Source organism: Salipiger sp. D13 (genome assembly GCF_003703915.1).
Lineage (GTDB): Bacteria > Pseudomonadota > Alphaproteobacteria > Rhodobacterales > Rhodobacteraceae > Salipiger > Salipiger profundus.
Genome location: NZ_RAPJ01000008.1, coordinates 160,754 through 180,091 on the forward strand (window position 1 = coordinate 160,754; position 19,338 = coordinate 180,091).

The following is a 19,338-nucleotide window of genomic DNA, read 5'->3' on the forward strand; positions in this document are numbered from 1 at the left end:
GAGACACGCATGACCGACAGCCCCATCGACCCGACCCTTCTCGAGCGCCTTGCCGAGGTCTCGGTGCGCACCGGCCTCAACCTGCAGCCGGGGCAGGAGCTGGTGCTGACCGCGCCGGTCACCGCGCTGCCGCTGGTGCGCGCCATCACCCGCGCCGCATATGCCGCCGGCGCATCACTGGTCACGCCGCTGCTGACCGATTCCGAGGTCACGCTGGCGCGCTTCGAGACAGCCGGCGACGAGACCTTCGACCTTGCCCCCGGGTGGCTCTATTCCGGCATGGCCGAGGCTTTCGACCGGGGCGCGGCGCGCATGGCGATCGTCGGCGAGGACCCGATGCTGCTGTCCGAGCAGGACCCGGCCAAGGTGTCGCGCGTGGGCAAGGCGACCTCGACCGCCTACAAGCCGGCGCTCGAGAAGATCTCGACCTTCGAGATCAACTGGACGATCTGCGCCTGGCCGGGCGAGAGCTGGGCGGCGCGCATGTTCCCCGACCTGCCCACTGGCGACGCGCAGGCGAAACTCGCCGACGCGATCTTCTCGGCCTCGCGGGTGAACACCGACGACCCCGTCGCCGCCTGGGACGAGCACAACGCCACGCTGCGCGCCCGGACCAGGTGGCTGAACGAGCAGAGGTTCTCGGCGCTGCACTTCCGCAGCCCCGGCACCGACCTGACCGTCGGCCTTGCCGACGATCACGAGTGGCACGGCGGCGCGTCCGAGGCGCAGAACGGGGTCGTCTGCAACCCGAACATCCCCACCGAAGAAGTGTTCACCACCCCCCACGCGCAGCGCGTCGACGGCACCGTGTGTTCGACCAAGCCGCTGTCGCACCAGGGCAGCCTGATCGACGGCATCGAGGTGACCTTCAAGGACGGGCGCATCGTCGAGGCCAAAGCCGACAAGGGCGGCGACATCCTGCGCGAGCTCATCGCCACCGACGAGGGCGCCGCGCGCCTCGGCGAGGTGGCGCTGGTGCCGCATTCCTCGCCGATCTCGCAATCGGGCCTGCTGTTCTACAATACCCTCTTCGACGAGAACGCCGCCTGCCACATCGCGCTCGGTCAGTGCTACTCCAAGTGCTTCCTCGACGGCGCGTCGCTGACCGCCGAGCAGATCGCGGAGAAGGGCGGCAATTCGAGCCTCATCCACGTCGACTGGATGATCGGCGGCGCCGAGACCGACATCGACGGGATCACCGCCGACGGCACCCGCGTGCCGGTGTTCCGCGCCGGCGAATGGGCCTGAACTGACGCCCGGATCCGAAACGATGCGCCTGCCCGAAACCGGGCGGGCGCGCCCACCGGCGACGGCCTGATGCCTATCTGTGCAGGTATCGCCGTTGGCGGGGCCAGAGGGCCGAAACTGCGGGACGAGGGCGTCAACCGGGGCTAACGTGAGGCAACTTTTGAACGGCCCCAAGGACTTCGCCCCAAGATGACCCTCTCTGACGATCCCGAGCTCTCTGCCCTGAAAGACATGCACGTGGGGCTCTTCGACCTCGACGGGCTTTTCTGCCACAAGCTCATGAGCGGCACGAAGGCCGGCAAGCTCGCGGTGACCGGCTACAGCTTCTGCGACGTGATCCACGCGTGGGACAGCGCCGAGCAGCAGTGGGAGGACGACCGGACCTACATCGACCGGCCCGCGCGGATCTTTCCCGAGACGCTGCGGCGCTGGCCGTTCAGCCTCGATGCCGGCATCGTCATCGCGGATTTCACCGGGGACTACGGCGAGAACTCGCCGCGCAACCAGCTTCTGAAGCAGCTCGCCCGTGCCGACGCCATGGGCTTCGGCGTCACGGCGGCCTTCGAATACGAGTTCTTCCTGCTCGACGAGACCGCCGACAGCCTGCGGGCCAAGGGCTACCGCAACCTCGAGCATTTCGCGAAGGCCAACCGCACCTACTCGTTGCAGTCGGCGGCGGCCTACGGCGATCTCTTCGACGGGCTCAGGAGTTGCATGGAGACGCTTGACATCGGCATGGACAGCCTGCACACCGAGCTCGGGCCCGGCTGCTTCGAGGCTCCGCTGGCCGTCACGAGCGGCATCAAGGCCGCCGATGACGCCGCTCTCTTCCGGAACTTCGCGCGGGCCTATTTCGCGCGGAACGCGCTTACGACGGTCTTCATGTCGAAGCTGTCGCCCGACCTTTCGGGACAGTCCGGGCATTTCCACATCTCGCTTCGCAAGGGCGACGCACCCGCCTTCGCCGACCCGGACGCGCCCGACGGGCTGTCGATCGAGGCGCGGCATTTTCTCGGCGGCCTGTTGCAGCTCATGCCCGAGATGCTGGTCTTCACCGCGCAGACCGTGAACGCCTACAAGCGGCTCGTGCCCGGCGCATGGGCGCCGACATGGGCAAGCTGGGGCGTGCAGAACCGGACGGCGGCGGTGCGTATCATCAACGACACCCCCGAGGCCACGCGGATCGAGTTCCGCGTTCCGGCGGCGGATTCCAATCCGCACGCTGTCATGGCGTTCTGCCTTGCCGCCGGTCTGTGGGGGATCGAGAACGCGGTGGAACCGCCCGAGCCGCTTTCGGGCAGCGCTTACGAGGCCTCCCCCGCCCCCGCCGCGCGCTTTCCGCGCGACCTCGTGGAGGCCACCGACCGGCTCGAGGCCAGCGACATGGCCCGGGAGCTTTTCGGCGACGCCTATGTCGATCACTTCGTCCGCTCGCGCCGGCACGAGGTCTCGGACTACCTGCGGCAGGTCACCGACTGGGAAGTCCGGCGCTATCTCGAACTGTTCTGACGAACAGGAAAAGGGCCCGCGCTTCCCGGCTGCGGGCCCTTTGATCTTGGTCTGCGGACAGCCTCAGAAGTCGAGGTTCTCGACGCTCAGAGCATTCTGCTGGATGAAGTCACGACGCGGTTCGACTACGTCGCCCATCAGCTTGGTGAAGATGTCGTCGGTCTCGGCCACGTCGTCGACCTGCACCTGCAGGAGCGTACGCGCGTCGGGGTCGAGCGTGGTTTCCCAGAGCTGGCCCGGATTCATCTCGCCCAGCCCCTTGTAGCGCTGGAGGCTGAGACCTTTCTCGCCCTCTTCGAGGATCGCCTCGAGCAGGCCGAGCGGGCCGTAGATCACCTGCCGACGGTCCTTGCGCTCGAGCACGGCCGGGCTGGAGTAGATCGCCTGAAGCGCCTGCGTGAAGCTGCCGGTCTTGCGCGCCTCGCCCGAGCGCAGCATCGGACCGTCGAGCGTGCGAACCTCTTCGACGCCGCGCAGGATCCGCGCGAGACGAATGCCCCGATCCTGCGTGATGCGGCCCTGCCAGCCCTTCTCGTATTCCACCGCGATCAGGTCGAGCCGCGCAGCAACCTTGTTGGCGACGCCCTGCAGGTCGGAATCCACGGCACCGGGCACGAAGGCCCCGGCCACGGCTGCCTGTTCGAGGATGTGACGCGGGTAATGGGTCGGGAAGGCATCGAGCACGCGCTTGAGCTGCCGTGCCTCGTCGATCACCCGGATGAGATCCTGCCCGGTGATGACCTCGCCGCTGCCAAGGCTGAGGTGCGCGCCCTCCACCCCCTGGTTGATGAGGTAGTCGTCGAGTGCGGCCTGGTCCTTGACGTAGACCTCGGACTTGCCGCGCGCGACCTTGTAGAGCGGCGGCTGCGCGATGTAGAGGTAGCCGCCCTCGATCAGCTCGGGCATCTGCCGGTAGAAGAACGTCAGAAGCAGGGTCCGGATGTGCGCACCGTCGACGTCGGCGTCGGTCATCAGGATGATCTTGTGGTAGCGCAGCTTGTCGATGTTGAACTCGTCGCGGCCGATGCCGGTGCCGAGCGCCATCACGAGGTTGCCGATCTCCTGGCTGCCGAGCATCCGGTCGAAACGCGCGCGCTCGACGTTCAGGATCTTGCCCTTCAGCGGCAGGATCGCCTGCGTGCCACGGTCGCGACCGGTCTGGGCCGAGCCGCCGGCGGAGTCACCCTCGACGATGAACAGCTCGGTCTTGGACGGATCCTTTTCCGAGCAGTCCTTGAGCTTGCCGGCAAGGAAGTTGACGTCCATCGGGTTCTTGCGGCGGGTCAGCTCGCGGGCCTTGCGCGCAGCCTCGCGCGCCATCGCCGCCTCGACGATCTTGCCGACGATCATCTTGGCCTCGTTCGGATGCTCGCCAAGCCATTCCGTCAGCTTTTCGTTCATCATGTTCTCGACCGCCGGGCGCACCTCGGAGGACACGAGCTTGTCCTTGGTCTGGCTCGAGAACTTGGGGTCGGGCACCTTCACCGACAGGACGCAGGTCAGACCCTCGCGGGCATCGTCGCCGGTAAAGTTGATCTTCTCGCGCTTGGCGAGGCCGTTGTCGGCGGCGTAGCGTGTCAGCGAGCGGGTCAGCGCACCGCGGAAGCCCGCCATGTGCGTGCCGCCATCGCGCTGCGGAATGTTGTTGGTGAAGGGCAGCACCATCTCGTTGAAGCTGTCGTTCCACCACATCGCGACTTCGACGCCGATGCCGTCCTTCTCGCCGACCATGTAGATCGGCTCTTCCATCATCGGCTGCTTGGAGCGGTCGAGATACTTCACGAACTCCTTCACGCCGCCGTCGTAGTGCAGCTCGGTCTTGAGCGGCTCGGCGGGGCGTTCGTCCTCGAGGATGATGCGCACACCCGAGTTCAGGAACGCCAGCTCGCGCAGGCGCTTCTCAAGGGTTGCGAACTCGTAGTCGAGGTTGCTGAAGGTCTCGGTCGAGGCGAGGAAACGCACCTCGGTCCCGGTCTCGCCCTCGGCGTCGCCGACCTCGCGCAGGTGCTCGACCGTCTCGCCGTGGCTGAACTTGGCGTAATGCTCCTTGCCGTTGCGCCAGATGCGCAGCTCGAGCCACACCGAAAGCGCGTTGACCACCGAGACGCCGACGCCGTGCAGACCGCCAGACACCTTGTAGGAGTTCTGATCGAACTTCCCGCCGGCGTGCAGCTGGGTCATGATGACCTCGGCTGCCGAGACGCCCTCTTCCTGGTGCATGTCGGTCGGAATCCCGCGCCCGTTGTCGCGCACCGAGACGGAGTTGTCGGCGTGGATCTTCACCCGCACGAAGTCGGCATGGCCGGCCAGAGCCTCGTCGATGCCGTTGTCGACGACCTCGTAGACCATGTGGTGCAGGCCCGAGCCGTCATCGGTGTCACCGATATACATGCCGGGGCGCTTGCGCACCGCCTCCAAGCCTTTGAGAACCTTGATGGAATCCGCGCCGTATTCCTGCGGAGCGCCTGCCGGTTCGGCCATTGAGCCATCCTCTGTCTTGTTTGTGGATTTTATAGGTGAGAAGCGCTGCCTTGTCACGCGGATGACACAAGATTTGGGGTTAGCCGGACTGCTTTTCAACAAACGATTGGCCCGCCTCGTCGCGCACCAAGAGACGCTGCGCGCGGGCGCCCAGTTCCTCGAACAGTTCCGGGCCGGTGCCGGTCATCCACGCCTGCGCCCCGAGCGCGCAGATCTCGTCGTAAAGCGCCGCGCGGCGGCCTGCATCGAGATGCGCAGCGACCTCGTCGAGCAGGAGGATCGGCGGTGCGCCGACCTCCGACGCGAGCGCCCGGGCGTTGGCCAGGATCAGCGAGATCAGCAGCGCCTTCTGCTCGCCGGTCGAACAGTCCGACGCAGGCACGCCCTTGGCGGCGAAGACCCCGTGCAGGTCGGCGCGATGCGGCCCCGTGAGCGTGCGCCCGGCGGCCATGTCGCGGAACCGCCCCTCGGCCAGCGCGCTGCGCAGGTCATCGACGCCATCGGGAATCTCCGCCTCGGTCGACACCAGCGCGAGCTCGGCCGCCGGGAACTGCGTCTCGGCCCCCTCCTGCGCGCGGGCGAGCCGATCCAGCGCGGCCTGCCGGTTGAACTGGATCGCGGCGCCGCTCTGCGCCATCTGCCCCTCGAGCGCGGCATACCAATGGGCGTCGCGCACCTGGTCCTTCAGCAGCCGGTTGCGTTCGCGCATGGCCTTTTCGTAGGCCAGCGACACCTCGGCGTGATCGGGAAAGAAACTGAGCGTCATGCGGTCGAGGAACCGCCGCCGGCCCTCGGGCGACTCGATCCACAGCCGGTCCATCGAGGGGATCAGCCACAGCACCCGGGCGATGCGGCCGAGCGCGGTCTGCGGCGCCTGCTTGCCGTCGATCTCGACCTGTCGCGCGCCTCCGGCTTCGGACCGGATGTCGATCTCATGAGTGCCGTCGGGCCCGCGCAGCAGCGCCGAGATCTTCCAGCCCAGAGCCTCGGGTCTCCGGGTCATCTCCTGCGCCGAGGCGCGGCGCATCCCCCGCCCGGGCGAGAGCATCGAAATCGCTTCGATCAGGTTGGTCTTGCCGGCGCCGTTCGGGCCGTAGATCGCGACGGGCCGCGCGTCGGTGTCGACGACGGCCCGCCGGTGCGACCGGAAGTGCGAGAGCGCGAGGCGTTCGAGGCAGAGAGCGGTCACGGTCCGCTCCGGGTATGTGCTGCGATCCGGGGCCGGGTCACACGCGCATCGGCATCACGACGTAAACGGCGCTGGTGTCGTTGCCTTCGCGCATCAGGGTCGGGTCGCCGGACGAGTTGAACATGAAGACGGCGTTCTCGCGGTCCACCTGGCTCGCGATCTCGAGCAGGTATTTCGCGTTGAAGCCGATCTCGAGCGGCTCGTCGCCATAGGCCACGGCAAGCTCTTCCTCGGCGGCGCCGCTGTCCGGGGCGTTGACCGAAAGCACAAGACGGTCTTCGTCGATCTGCAGCTTCACCGCACGCGACCGCTCGGACGAGACGGTGGCCACGCGGTCGACCGCCTTGGCGAACTCGCTCGCGTCGACCTCGAGCCGGCGGGTGTTGCCCGACGGGATGACGCGCGAGTAGTCCGGGAAGGTGCCGTCGATCACCTTGGAGGTGAGCGTGATGTTGGGCGTGGCGAAGCGCACCTTGGTCTCGGAAACCGAAACCTCGATCTCCATGTCGTCGTCGTCGAGCAGCTTGCGCAGCTCGCCCACGGTCTTGCGGGGCACGATCACGCCGGGCATGCCCTCGGCGCCGTCGGGCAGCGGCGCGTCGATGCGGGCGAGACGGTGGCCGTCGGTCGCGACGCAGCGCAGCATCCGCCCCTCTTCGCTGTCGGCGATGTGCATGTAGACGCCGTTCAGGTAGTAGCGCGTCTCTTCGGTCGAGATGGCGAATTTCGACTTGTCGAAGAGCCGGCGCAGCGTCTCGGCCTTGGCGGTGAAGTTCGTCGCGTATTCCGACGAGGCCATCACCGGGAAATCCTCTTTCGGCAGGGTCGCGAGGTTGAAGTGCGACCGGCCCGCCGCGACGCTCAGCCGCTGCGAGGCGCTGTCTTCCGACAGTTGCACCAGCGCGCCGTCGGGCAGCTTGCGCACGATCTCGTGCAGCGTGACCGCCGAGACGGTGGTTGCCCCCGCGCGTTCGACCTGCGCCGGCGCGCGGTCGAGCACCTCGATATCCAGATCTGTGGCGCGGAAGGTGACGGTATCGCCCTCGGCCTCGATCAGCACGTTGGCGAGGATCGGAATCGTGTTGCGGCGCTCGACAACGGATTGCGCCTGACTGACTGCCTTGAGCAGCGTTGCCCGTTCTATGCTGACTTTCATCGCCTTATTCCCTCCGCCAAGCCGGAGGCGCACCCTAGCGCCTCGTCCTGACTGGTCCAACCCTGTTTCAACGATTGATCGACCGGTTCGAAACCGTCGTCAAGGTCACGGGGCCGCACCGTGGCGACCCCGTTCCGATTTGTTTCGCGTTGTTGTGAGACGGTCTCAGGCTTCGAGCGCGCGACGCAGCAGCTCGATGTCGTCGGCGATCTGGCTGTCCTGCGAGCGCAGCTCCTCGATCCGCTTCACGCCGTGCATGACCGTGGTGTGATCGCGCCCGCCGAAACGACGGCCGATCTCGGGCAGCGACCGGGCGGTCAGCTGCTTGCAGAGATACATCGCCACCTGCCGCGGCCGCGCGAAGTTGCGCACCCGCTTGGGCCCGATCAGGTCGGACAGGCGGATGTGGTAGTGCTCGGCCACCTTGCGCTGGATCTCCTCGATCGAGATCTTCCGGTCCGAGGCGCGCAGCACGTCCGACAGGCAGTCCTGCGTCAGCTCCATGGTGATCGGCTGACCGACCAGCGAGGCAAAGGCAAAGAGCCGGGTCAGCGCACCCTCGAGCACCCGCACGTTGGTCGAGATGCGGTGCGCGAGGAACTCGAGAATCCCGGCGTCGAGCTGCAGCGCGGGGTATTGCTGACGGTAGGTCTCGACCTTGGATTGCAGGATGCCGAGGCGCAGCTCGTAGTCGGTGGGATGCAGGTCGACGACAAGGCCCGACTGGAGCCGCGAGCGGATGCGGTTCTCTAGGTCCTTGATCTCGTCCGGGGCACGGTCGGCCGAGATGATGATCTGCTTGTTCTGGTCCACGAGCGCGTTGAACGTGTGGAAGAACTCTTCCTGCGTGGAATCCTTGCCGGCAATGAACTGCACGTCGTCGACCATGAGCACGTCGACCGAGCGGAACAGCTCCTTGAAGTCCATCATGCGGCGCTCGCGCAGCGCCTGGACGAAACGATACATGAACTGCTCTGCGGAGAGGTAGAGCACGTTCAGGTCCGGGCGGCTGGTCTTCAGCTCCCACGCGATGGCGTGCATCAGGTGCGTCTTGCCGAGACCCACGCCACCGTAGAGGAACAGCGGGTTGAAGGTGACCTGCCCGCCCTCGGCCACGCGCTTGGCCGCGGCATGGGCCAGTTCGTTCGGCTTGCCGACGACGAAGCTGTCAAAGGTGAAGCGGCCGTCGAGCGGGGCGCCGGGCAGCACCTCGCTGCTCGCGGCGGCCGGCGCCGCGGACGCCTGCGGCTCCTGCTGCGGCTGGACCGGGCGCGGCTGCGGACGCACGTCCGAGTTGGCGACCTGGAACTTCAGCCGCCGCACATCCGCATCCACCGTCGACAGCTTCGCCAGAAGAAGCTCGCCGAAGTTCTGCGAAACATAGGTGCCGATGAAATTGGTCGGAACGTTGAAGACGGCAATGCCGCCCGGTTCCAGCCCCTGGAATTCGATCGGCTCGATCCAGGTCTTGTAGTTGTTGTGACCGATGGTGCTGCTCAACTGCTCTTGCAATGCGCCCCATTGTTCCTTTGTCATCTGTCCCCGCTCCGAAAGCCTGTGCCTTGCGCTCATCCTGTGTCGTGCCCGGGCGCACTGCGCGAAACGCCCGTGCGAGACATGTGGCCTGGCAATACAAAGCGGCCTCATGCCCGAAGGCATGAGCTGAGATGGCACGCATCTCGTGGTCGGAAACACGGCATCGCCACCTCACTCCCCAAGCAAGGCCCACGACAGCGTCATCCGCGCTTTGTAAATGTCGGACTGGCAGGGCAAACGCCCCTGTTTCGGCAGCCGTAGCAGCAGCACACCGAAGCCGCGGAATCGGCGTCACGAAAGAAACATGTGACCCCGGGCCGCTTGCCTGTCCCCCCAAGCAATGACTCGCTCGGTGAAATTAGCAAGTCTGCGCGAAGGGCGGCAACCGAACTTCAAACTTGACTCTGAGGAATCCCGAAAAGAATCTCTCGGCTCAATATGAAGCGATTACAAACGACAAAGGCGCCACATATTGTGGCGCCTTCATCATATACATATTCTTGAAGCTGTGTCTTTTCAGCCAAGCGCCTTCACGCGCGACGCCAGTCGCGAGACCTTCCGCGAGGCGGTGTTCTTGTGGAACACACCCTTGGTCACGCCGCGCATCAGCTCGGGCTGAGCGGCGCGCAGGGCAGCTTGTGCGGCTTCCTTGTCACCCGATGCGATGGCCTCTTCGACCTTGCGCAGGTAGGTGCGGATGCGCGAACGGCGGGCTTTGTTGACGGCAAAGCGCTTCTCGTTCTGACGTGCGCGCTTCTTGGCCTGGGGCGTATTTGCCATGATGATCAGTCCTGTGTGTCTGTGACGTATCGTCGGTATCCGGGGGCGCAATGACGCTCAGACCCGGATTCCTGTCGCCGGACCGATTCTTGCCTGAGCGGGCATCACGCGCATGTAGCGGTGCCCTATAAATGGAAAGCGGCCCGATGCAAAGCCCCAAACCGGACGACCCAAGGCAGGTGGTCGAAATTCCGCCGGGAAAAGGCTATATAAGACGTCCTGCCAAGGCAGGAGAGTTCATCCTGAAGGGAGGAATCAGACATGGACGCCATCAAGATCACGGAATACGCGCAGGCCCTTTATCGCGCACATGGCGACCGGGCCGAGGCCGAGGCCGCCCGCAAGGCCCGCGGCTGCGAGGAAAAGGGCGACGCCGCCCAGGCCGAGGATTGGCGCGCCGTCCAGGCAGCCGTTCGCAGCCAGAGAGGCGCGCTGCAGAAATAGGCGGTCCTACCGCCAAAATGCAAAACGGCCCGCCGGTGGGCGGGCCGTCGCTATCCTTGGTCAGCGTCGCCGGCTCAGCGGTCGCGGAACTGCGCGGTGCGCTTTTCCTGGAAGGCCGCCATGCCTTCCTTCTGATCTTCCGTCGCGAAGAGCGAATGGAACAGGCGGCGCTCGAACAGCAGACCCTCGGTCAGGGTCGTCTCATACGAGCGGTTCACGGCCTGCTTCGCGGCGATGGTCGCGACCATCGACTTCTCGGCGATCTTGTCGGCGGCCTGGCGCGCCTCTTCCATGAGCTTCTTGGCCGGCACGACGCGGCTCACGAGCCCCGAGCGCTCGGCTTCCTCGGCATCCATGAACCGACCGGTCAGGTGCATGTCCATCGCCTTGGACTTGCCCACGTAGCGGGTCAGGCGCTGGGTGCCGCCCATGCCGGCAATCACGCCAAGGTTGATCTCAGGCTGACCGAACTTCGCGGTCTCGGTGGCGATGATGAAGTCGCACATCATGGCCAGCTCACATCCGCCGCCCAGCGCGTAGCCCGATACGGCGGCGATCACCGGCTTGCGGACCCGCCCGACGGCCTCGATCGCGGGCTCGAAGAAATCGCCGAGGAACATCTCGACGAAGCTCTTTTCCGACATCTCCTTGATGTCGGCCCCTGCGGCAAAGGCCTTGGCCGAGCCCGTCAGGATGATGCAGCGCACCTTGTCATTCGCATCCGCCTCGATCAGCGCCTTCGAAAGCTCGGCAAGAAGCTGCGCGTTGAGCGCGTTCAAGGCATCCGGGCGATTGAGTGTGATGGTGGCGACGTGGTCCTCTACTTCGACGATGATCGTCTCATAGGCCATGACTGCGGGCTCCCGTCCGTTAGCGTCAAAACGCAGCCTTACCAGCTTGCGCACCCCGATCAAGTTATCTTTGGCACCTCGGACAGTAGAAGGTCGACCGCCCGGATTGCACGACCCGCTGCACCGTCCGGTCGCAGTCGGGCGTCCGGCAGGGCGCGCCCTCGCGCCCGTAGACATCGAAGTTGTGCTGAAAATATCCAAGCTCCCCATCGGCTTGGCGGAAATCGCGCAGGCTCGATCCGCCGGCGGCAATGGCCTCGTCGAGGACCTCCCGGATGATAGGAACCAGTGCAGCGATCCGCTTCGCGGCGATACGGCTGACGCGGCGTCTCGGGTCGATGCCTGCCCGGTAAAGCGCCTCGCAGACATAGATATTGCCCAGCCCCGCGACGATCTTCTGGTCGAGAAGCGCGCTCTTGATGGGCATCGACCGGCCCGCCAGAGCGGCCACGAGGTGGGATTCGCTGAAGCTGTTTCCAAGCGGCTCGGGCCCGAGCGCCGCGAGCAGCGGGTGCTCTTCTGCCTGCGCGGTCGGCATCAGGTCCATCGCTCCGAACCGCCGCGGATCGTTGAAGGTGATGCGCGCGCCGCCCGCCATGTCGAGCACCACGTGGTCGTGCTTTTCCGGCGCGGGATGATCGTGAACGAAATGGCCCAGCGCATCGCCCGAAACCAGCATCCGCCCGCTCATCCCGAGGTGCACGAGCAATGTCTCCCCGGTGTCGAGGTCGGCGAGGATGTACTTCGAGCGTCGGCGCAGCTGGTTCACCCGCGCCCCGGTGAGACGTTCCGCCATACGCTCGGGAAACGGCCAACGCAGGTCCGGCCGGTTCACCGCCGCCCGCGCGATGACCTGGTTTTCCATCACCGGCGCAAGCCCGCGACGGACGGTTTCGACTTCAGGCAATTCGGGCATGTGCGGTCTCCGGTTCGGAACGGCGCCGGGAGGAAACCCCCGGCGCCGGATAAGAAGTGTCAGCGTTCAAGCTCTGTCCGGGCGCGATATAGCACGGCTTCGACATCGTCGAAGTGATCCCAGACCTTTGCGGTCCGTCCGTCGCGAAAGCTCATCACCCATTTTTCGTTAGCCCGCGAGAGCGACACGAGATCCTCCCACCGGTGACGGCTGAACAAGGGAACATAGGTCATCACCCAGAGTTCTTCGGCACTCCAGCGCAGCCGGAGGAACCACGGGCTCGCGAAGAACCACGCCATGCCGAGGCACAGAGGAAGAATCGCGACCCGCGACCCCAGGTCGAACCAGGTGACCGGCGGAGCGGTCGGAAAAATGATCTTCGCCACCACGAAGAGAAAGAGCGCCGCAAGCGGAGTCGCCATGATCCGCAGGCCAAGCGAGATACGGCTTTCCCGCCATCCGTCCGGAAGAGCGCGCGACGCGGCTTTGCCCGAACGCGCAAATCGCGACAGGATGAGTACGACCGGGACCCCGACCAGCACTCCGATGCCAAGTCTGGCCAAGACCTCGAGCATGCTTCGGGCCCCTTCCAACGCAGTGTCCAGGGGGCCTCGGAACCGCGTCAGGCGGTCACGGACGCGTTGCCCGTCATTGCAGCGGGGCCCCCGCGCCCTATAAGGAGATGCAGACACAGAACGGCAAGGCCCATGAGCGACGACACCCAGAAAACAACGCATTTCGGCTTCACCGACATTCCCGAGACCGAGAAGGCCGGACGCGTGCAGGGCGTGTTCAACTCGGTCGCATCGAAATACGACGTGATGAACGACGCCATGTCGCTCGGCATCCACCGCGTGTGGAAGGATGCCATGATGGACTGGCTCGCCCCCCGACCCGGGCAGCGGCTTCTTGACGTGGCCGGCGGCACCGGCGACATTTCCTTTCGCTTCCTCAAGCGCGCGGGCCATGGCCATGCGACGGTGCTCGACCTGACGGAACCGATGCTTGTGGCTGGCCGCCAGCGTGCCGAGGCCGGGGCCATGTCCGACCAGCTCGACTGGGTCGTCGGCGACGCGATGTCCCTGCCCTTTCCGGCGAACAGCTTCGACGTCTACACGATTTCCTTCGGCATCCGGAATGTCACCCGCCCACAGGAAGCCCTGAACGAGGCGTTTCGCGTGCTGAAACCCGGTGGCCGGCTGATGGTCCTCGAGTTCTCGCAGATTCCGAACGACATGATGCAGAAGGTCTACGATCTCTATTCCTTCAACATCATTCCGCGCATGGGCCAGATGATCGCGAACGATCGCGACAGCTACCAGTATCTCGTCGAGTCGATCCGCAAGTTCCCCGACCAGGAGACGTTCCTTGGCATGGTGCGCGCGGCGGGATTCGAGAACGCCAAGTACCGCAACCTGAGCATGGGAATCGCCTGCCTGCACTCCGGCTGGAAGATCTGAATGCCCACACCCCACCGCCGCTCCTTCGCCTTGCGTGCCGCGCCGGCCGCATCGACATCCCCGGCCACGGAGAGGTCCTGACATGCGCGGTCCGCACAATCTCTGGCGCCTGATCCGCACCGGCGCAACGCTCGAGCGCACCGGCGCCATGGGTGTCGTTCTCGACGCCTTCGACGCGCCGCGCCCGATCCGCATTGCCTTCCGAACGCTGGTGTGGCCGTTCAAGCGGCTCGGCATCGAGGGCGATGCCTCGATGCCGCCCGCCACGCGCGCGCTCTCCGCGCTGGGGCCGGCCTACATCAAGTTCGGGCAGATCCTTTCGACCCGGCCCGACGTGGTCGGGGTCGACATCGCGAACCAGCTGCGTGTGCTTCAGGACAAGCTGCCGCCCTTCGGCGTCGAGCAGGCCCGTGCCCAGATCGAGGCCGAGCTTGGCGTGCCGCTCGACGAGTGCTTCTCGGAGTTCAGCGAACCCGTCGCAGCAGCGTCCATCGCGCAGGTGCACAAGGCCCGGCGCGCGGATACCGGCGAGACGGTTGCGGTCAAGGTCCTGCGCCCGGGGATCGAACGGGCCTTCCGCACCGACATCGACGCCTTTTACTTCGCCGCCGACGTGATCGAGACGCTTTCGCCGGCGTCGCGTCGCCTGCGCCCGCGCGACGTCATCACCCATTTCGAAAGCGTCGTCATGGGGGAGCTCGACCTCCGGCTCGAATCCGCATCGGCAAGCCAGTACGCCGCGAACACCGAGGACGACGAGGGCTTCCAGCTGCCGCGCATCGTTTGGGGGCTTTCGGGCCGTCGCGTGATGACGATGAGCTGGGCCGAGGGCGCCCCGCTGGGCGACAACGATGCCATCGACGCAGCTGGCCATGACAGGGTCCTGCTCAGCGAGCGGGTGCTGCAGCTGTTCCTGAACCATGCGCTGCGCGACGGCTTCTTCCACGCCGATATGCACCAGGGCAATCTCAAGGTCGCGCCGAACGGCGACATCATCGCGTATGATTTTGGCATCATGGGCCATATCGACGAATACACGCGCCGCGTTTACGCCGAGATTCTCTATGGATTCATTCGTCGTGACTACAAGCGCGTCGCAGAGGTGCATTTCGAGGCAGGCTACGTCCCGGCCGACCGAGACGTCGACGAGTTCGCGCGGGCCCTGCGCGCCGTCGGCGAACCGATCTTCGGCATGGATGCGACGCGGATCTCGATGGCACGGCTGTTGTCCTACCTCTTCGAGGTGACGGAACGCTTCGGGATGCAGACGCGGACCGAGTTGATCCTGCTGCAACGCACCATGGTGGTCGTCGAGGGCGTCGCGCGCTCTCTCAATCCGCACATGAACATCTGGAACGTCGCCAAGCCCGTGGTGGAAGATTACATCAAGACCTCGATCGGGCCGCGCGCGGCGATCCGCGACCTCGTCCAGACCGCACAGGTGCTCGGTCGCTTTGGCCCCCGACTGCCCGGCCTCGTCGAAGCCGCCCTGATCCAGCAATCGGACGGGGTGTTCAATTTCAAGCCAAGCCCTTGGCCCACAAGGATTCTCTGGGGAAGCCTCGGGGCGCTTGTCGGCGTGGCGATCACAGTGGCGTGGCACCTCTGGAGCTGAAAGGCCATCGGATGCGCGGGTGAAGGGGCCATGTGCCCTTTTTCATTCTCTCGTCCGCACGTTCGACTATAGCGATACGCTGGGATAGCACTCACTCTGTCGAGCCAGAGCGCAGAGCTGTCACGTCGAGCGAGTTGACCTCGGTGCCGTCGGACAAGGTCAGCAGGATCGCGTCGCCTTGTTGACGGACTTCGAGGATCGGGTTGTAGGCCTGCACGTTGTCAGTACCTGAAAGTTCGCCGCCGATATAACTCTCGACGGTGAAAGCATAGATACCATCCGGGACGGTTGCTCCATCGCCATCCGTGCCAGCCCAAGAGACGACCGTCTGCGACATGTCCAACGGCATCGTTCGCACGACATTGCCCTCGGCGTCACGCACGACCAGCTTGGCGCTCTCGGCACCGTCTGCAAACGCTGGCCTGAGCGTGATCGGCGCGCCATTAAACCGGACGGGCGCCTCGGCGAGCGCCTCGTTTCCGATCCAGGACGCCATCGCCTGAAACGCATTGTCCGTAATCTTTGTCGTCATGTCCTTGAGCAGATCATTGGTCAGCACCTGTTGCTCCACAGAAGAGAACATCGCGAGCTGGGACGCGTATTCGCCCGCGTCCACGGGGTTGAGAGGATCCTGATTTTCCATCTGAGTGGTCAGCATCTTGAGAAATGTCTCGAAATCCGCGCTGATGATCGAACCACTTCGGGTTTCGGTGTCATTGCCCGCCCCCTGCGCCGAAGGCTGGCCGGTTGACTGTGGTGGAATTGATCCGGTTTCCATTAAGGTTCTCCCTAGATTCGGATATCGAGACCGGGCGCCGAGACACCAAGCGGTTCCAAGGATGCGCTCGGCGGCTCCTGCGAAATATCCCCGCCATCGTCCCGCAGGTTTGCAGCGCTGCCACTGTCTCGCTGCTCGGTCGGGCTGTCGTCGAAACTGAAACTAGACGATTCATATCCGAGATCGCTCAGTGTCCGGGCAAGTTGGTCGATATTGCGCCGCAAAAGGTCGAGCGTTTCGGTCCGCTCTGCCGAGATGTTGAGAATAAGCCCGTGCTCACCATGCGTCATGCGGAACCGCAGATGGCCGAGCTCTTCCGGTCTGAGCTTCAACTCAACGACCTCTTCTTCGCCTCTATCCACCTGCGGCAGTACCTCGGACAACTGGCGAATAAGGGAGGCACTCTGACCACTGCGCACTTGAGACGAAGACGTTTGATTCGCCATGGATCCCGCGGAGGGTGACGGTAAATCGCCTTGAACTGGAGTGCCCTGGACTCGGAAGTCGGTTTCCTCTTCCATCGAGAGCCCAAGAGATGAAAGAGCGGATGCTCCCGCTTCAGCCGAAGCCAGACCACCTTGACTACTTCCAGCGGACTTGGGGTTTGCCGAATATTGCGAAGAAGATGCCATCGGCTCCGTAGCGTCTTTCGCCTGAGCTCGGGGCTCCTGCCTTTCCGAACCATCGTTCTGGACGGACCTAGGTGACCTGGCCGCTCGTCCTTCGTACCCGATGTTGCCACTCAACAATCTAGGCCCATCCTCCGCCTGACCTGCAACACCTTCATCGGCCCGAACTGCTTTTCGGTACTGATCCGAAACGGGTCTGGAATAATCCTCTCCCGCTCGACCCTCGCTCTGTTGTGAATAGCGCACGGATTCTTCAGTATCGGCTGATGGAAACTTGGGGAGCGCGCGCCGAACCTCGACGGCGAAGCCCGCGCCCTTCGTATTCCCGAAGAATTGGATATCGGTGACCGCACCTTTCGTATCCTGCGCGCTTCCATCTGAACGCATGATCCTGTTGAAACTCTCGCCACCATGCTCATTGCTCAGGTTTCGTGAGAGTTCGCGGTCAGGTATGGCTTTCTGCTCGTCCGCTCGCAGAGGTTTAACGAATGTCGAGAGCTCTGGCTCTGGGGCTTCTTTGGCCGGAAAACCGGTTCCCACGAGCCGCTCTCGTAGCTTGACCTCGACATTCTCCGACCCTCTCCCTTCGCGCACCAAAACCGACTGCCCGATCTCGTTGTCAATGATACCGGTATGCTCCTTTAGGTCGGCGCTTCGAGTGTCACTGCCCAAGCCTACGGGCCACAAGGATCCTTTGCCCATCGCGGGCTTCTCGACTACCTGAGGCATTGCCGAACTATCGAGTTGAAGCGACCGGGAGAATTCCAGTGTATCACTCGATTGAGGGAATATGAGCGGTTTTTTTGGGGATCTGGCCGCATATGTCATGCCTACAAAATCTGGCTGTTCGGGAAGTATTGGGGACCTCCTCGCCTTGGGTCCAGTAGTAGCGAAGATGTAGTTATTTTCTGCTCCAATTGACCCAGACGCAAAATTCACACGCCCTTCATTTTCTGAAATGGATGCAGGATTATGCAGTTGAGATGGGTTTGCAGAGTTGTAGTATTTCTGCGTCTTCTCACTGACCTTCGCGATCAGCTCTTCTTGAGTTTTTGACTCAATGTAATCACCCTTACCCTGTGCCATATATGGTGAAGAAGCTATGTCATAACCTCCTTCCTGCGGCCTTACCTGAACAGCAGCTTCTACTGTCTGGGACGTCAATGACTGGACTGAATTAGGCGGTCTCCTCTTGGTAGAAAACTCACCCGGATTATTCCCATACTTTATTTCTGGACCCACTGAATTCATTTCAAAATTAATAGTTCTATTTCTGACTCTTGATCGCAGCGTTCCTCGCAACTGACTGTGTTCCTCAGTGGAAAAATCAGGATTCGGAGTAGGCTCCGCTCTGCCTGAGGGGAGGGCGTGTTCCTTAAATTTCATTTCTTGCGGGTTCGTTGCGTTCAGCCTCTTTATCGAGACCAAAGGCTCCGTTCTCTCGGAGGCACGTGTTTCAAAGCCGGCGCGCGTAATGGCATCAGCGGTTGACTTATACATTTTTGCTTCAGAATGAACGGGGTAACGATGTTCGATGGGCTTCAGTTCGTGAATACTTTCCCTCGCTTGGTCGTGCGGTGGATTCCTCAAAGTCCGGTGCTCCAAATGATGCCCAGACAGAGGCGTCCGAGGTCCTGCGTTTCCTTCGGGCACTATCAGCCGTCGGCGGGATGAGCGCTCGACTTCGTCCCTAGGAACGTTGCCACTTGCCATCGAGTCGGCAGCGCTCGTCGCCCGCTCCTCCCCTCCAAGTGTCATGTCGCGATCGGATCCGACCGCGAGCGAGACGGAAAATTTCCGAGCCGCATCTTCCGTCAAAGCAGTGTCATGGGCGCGGTATTCGCGAAACGTTCCAAGGTAAGGGTTACCAGAAAAAGGAATCGAAACCGGAGACCTCTCGCCAGACCAGTTTTCGGCAGTCGCAGCTACAGCGCCCCCGCCAGTAGCGGTAACATGCATCACCGTAGCTGCCGGGGAATAACGCATGTCAGTCTTCGAGCCGACTGACCGTTTTGCGCTGGCGGCAATGTCTGTGCCACGGCTCGATATCGCTTTCGATGGTATAGCTGCCTTCCCTGCAAAGGTCTGAGTGGCAGCCTGCATATCGTCGGATTGGCCGACAAATGTTCTTGAAACATCGTCACGTAGCATTTTCCCTGGTCGTGTCGGCAACTCTTCCAGTCGAATCTTCAAGGCGCTTTGATCCGATAAGACACCCTTAGCAACGCTATCGCCCTGAGAGGGCGCGTTGCGAGATTCTATCCTTCCCCCTCGCGGCGCATCCAGCGAAACAAGCGTCGAAACTTGCTCAAGTTCCTTGCTGGTTCCGTCAGACGCCGACGAAACTTCTCCGTCTTTGGGAGCCGATTCCAAAGCACCCCCGGTGGCGTTGATTTCGTCTTCACCCGCAAGGGGCTCTTGGGCGCTGATCGTCCGAGACCGATCCGACACATTTTCCGCGCTCCATCCGGACATTACTTCGTCGTCCGCTTCAAGCAGTTCCTTGCTCGTCAGTCCTGATGCGGCATCGGCTTCCGAGGTCTCAGGCAGCTGGTCAATGACATCATTCTGACCTGAAACGGAATTTTCCTCGGACAGCTCATCAAACACATCGCCGAACGTGATCGTCAATGCTTCTGTTTGGGTATCTCCGTCCTTGTCCCTCGCAAGAAACGAGCTGCCGAGAAATTCGCTCAGTTGGCTAAGCATGATGACTCCGGAATTCTTCCTTTGATCGCAACTTAGA

General features: G+C 63.5%; 15 protein-coding genes. 5 read left to right on the top strand and 10 right to left on the bottom strand.

The window, feature by feature from the left end:
* The first annotated feature begins 9 nt into the window (after positions 1-9).
* Positions 10-1,248 (top strand): aminopeptidase, encoded by a 1,239-nt coding sequence (locus D6860_RS18615; RefSeq protein WP_076622922.1) that lies wholly within the window; start codon positions 10-12, stop codon positions 1,246-1,248.
* Positions 1,249-1,437: 189 nt separating this feature from the next.
* Positions 1,438-2,757 (top strand): glutamine synthetase family protein, encoded by a 1,320-nt coding sequence (locus tag D6860_RS18620; RefSeq protein ID WP_076622923.1) that lies wholly within the window; start codon positions 1,438-1,440, stop codon positions 2,755-2,757.
* Between the two features lie 63 nt (positions 2,758-2,820).
* Here D6860_RS18620 and gyrB read toward each other — a convergent pair whose 3' ends face one another.
* From gyrB to rpsT, 5 genes are all read right to left on the bottom strand, one after another.
* The gene (gene gyrB, locus D6860_RS18625) at positions 2,821-5,238 is read right to left on the bottom strand and encodes a DNA topoisomerase (ATP-hydrolyzing) subunit B (RefSeq protein ID WP_076622924.1); all 2,418 of its coding nucleotides are present in this window, start codon (positions 5,236-5,238) and stop codon (positions 2,821-2,823) included.
* 79 nt (positions 5,239-5,317) lie between these two features.
* Positions 5,318-6,427, bottom strand: coding sequence for a DNA replication/repair protein RecF (gene recF, locus D6860_RS18630; protein WP_076622925.1), 1,110 nt, complete (start codon positions 6,425-6,427; stop codon positions 5,318-5,320).
* A 37-nt stretch (positions 6,428-6,464) separates the two neighbouring features.
* A complete protein-coding gene (gene dnaN, locus D6860_RS18635; protein WP_076622926.1) occupies positions 6,465-7,583 on the bottom strand; it encodes a DNA polymerase III subunit beta in 1,119 nt (372 codons plus the stop codon).
* A gap of 165 nt (positions 7,584-7,748) precedes the next feature.
* Positions 7,749-9,119, bottom strand: coding sequence for a chromosomal replication initiator protein DnaA (gene dnaA, locus D6860_RS18640; RefSeq protein WP_217621340.1), 1,371 nt, complete (start codon positions 9,117-9,119; stop codon positions 7,749-7,751).
* A 516-nt stretch (positions 9,120-9,635) separates the two neighbouring features.
* Complete coding sequence (rpsT, locus tag D6860_RS18645; RefSeq protein ID WP_017467128.1) at positions 9,636-9,899, bottom strand: 30S ribosomal protein S20; 264 nt, start codon at positions 9,897-9,899, stop codon at positions 9,636-9,638.
* Positions 9,900-10,160: 261 nt separating this feature from the next.
* Between rpsT and D6860_RS18650 the strand changes: the two genes are divergently transcribed.
* The gene (locus tag D6860_RS18650) at positions 10,161-10,343 is read left to right on the top strand and encodes a hypothetical protein (RefSeq protein WP_017467127.1); all 183 of its coding nucleotides are present in this window, start codon (positions 10,161-10,163) and stop codon (positions 10,341-10,343) included.
* Positions 10,344-10,417: 74 nt separating this feature from the next.
* Here the strand turns inward: D6860_RS18650 and D6860_RS18655 are convergent, their stop codons facing one another.
* From D6860_RS18655 to D6860_RS18665, 3 genes are all read right to left on the bottom strand, one after another.
* Positions 10,418-11,194: an enoyl-CoA hydratase gene (locus tag D6860_RS18655; protein WP_017467126.1), complete on the bottom strand. Its 777-nt coding sequence runs from the start codon at positions 11,192-11,194 to the stop codon at positions 10,418-10,420.
* A gap of 64 nt (positions 11,195-11,258) precedes the next feature.
* Complete coding sequence (mutM, locus tag D6860_RS18660) at positions 11,259-12,110, bottom strand: bifunctional DNA-formamidopyrimidine glycosylase/DNA-(apurinic or apyrimidinic site) lyase (RefSeq protein ID WP_017467125.1); 852 nt, start codon at positions 12,108-12,110, stop codon at positions 11,259-11,261.
* Between the two features lie 59 nt (positions 12,111-12,169).
* Complete coding sequence (locus D6860_RS18665) at positions 12,170-12,685, bottom strand: hypothetical protein (protein ID WP_017467124.1); 516 nt, start codon at positions 12,683-12,685, stop codon at positions 12,170-12,172.
* A 132-nt stretch (positions 12,686-12,817) separates the two neighbouring features.
* Between D6860_RS18665 and ubiE the strand changes: the two genes are divergently transcribed.
* Positions 12,818-13,570 (top strand): bifunctional demethylmenaquinone methyltransferase/2-methoxy-6-polyprenyl-1,4-benzoquinol methylase UbiE, encoded by a 753-nt coding sequence (gene ubiE, locus D6860_RS18670; protein WP_076622928.1) that lies wholly within the window; start codon positions 12,818-12,820, stop codon positions 13,568-13,570.
* A gap of 82 nt (positions 13,571-13,652) precedes the next feature.
* Positions 13,653-15,185 carry a 2-polyprenylphenol 6-hydroxylase gene (gene ubiB, locus D6860_RS18675; protein ID WP_076622929.1) on the top strand — a complete coding sequence of 511 codons (1,533 nt, stop codon included), beginning with the start codon at positions 13,653-13,655 and terminating at the stop codon, positions 15,183-15,185.
* Between the two features lie 91 nt (positions 15,186-15,276).
* Here ubiB and D6860_RS18680 read toward each other — a convergent pair whose 3' ends face one another.
* Together D6860_RS18680 and D6860_RS18685 are read right to left on the bottom strand one after the other, a co-directional pair.
* Positions 15,277-15,963: a flagellar hook capping FlgD N-terminal domain-containing protein gene (locus D6860_RS18680; RefSeq protein ID WP_076622930.1), complete on the bottom strand. Its 687-nt coding sequence runs from the start codon at positions 15,961-15,963 to the stop codon at positions 15,277-15,279.
* Between the two features lie 11 nt (positions 15,964-15,974).
* Positions 15,975-19,301, bottom strand: a complete 3,327-nt coding sequence (locus D6860_RS18685) for a flagellar hook-length control protein FliK (RefSeq protein WP_083697772.1) — start codon at positions 19,299-19,301, stop codon at positions 15,975-15,977.
* Positions 19,302-19,338 lie beyond the last annotated feature (37 nt).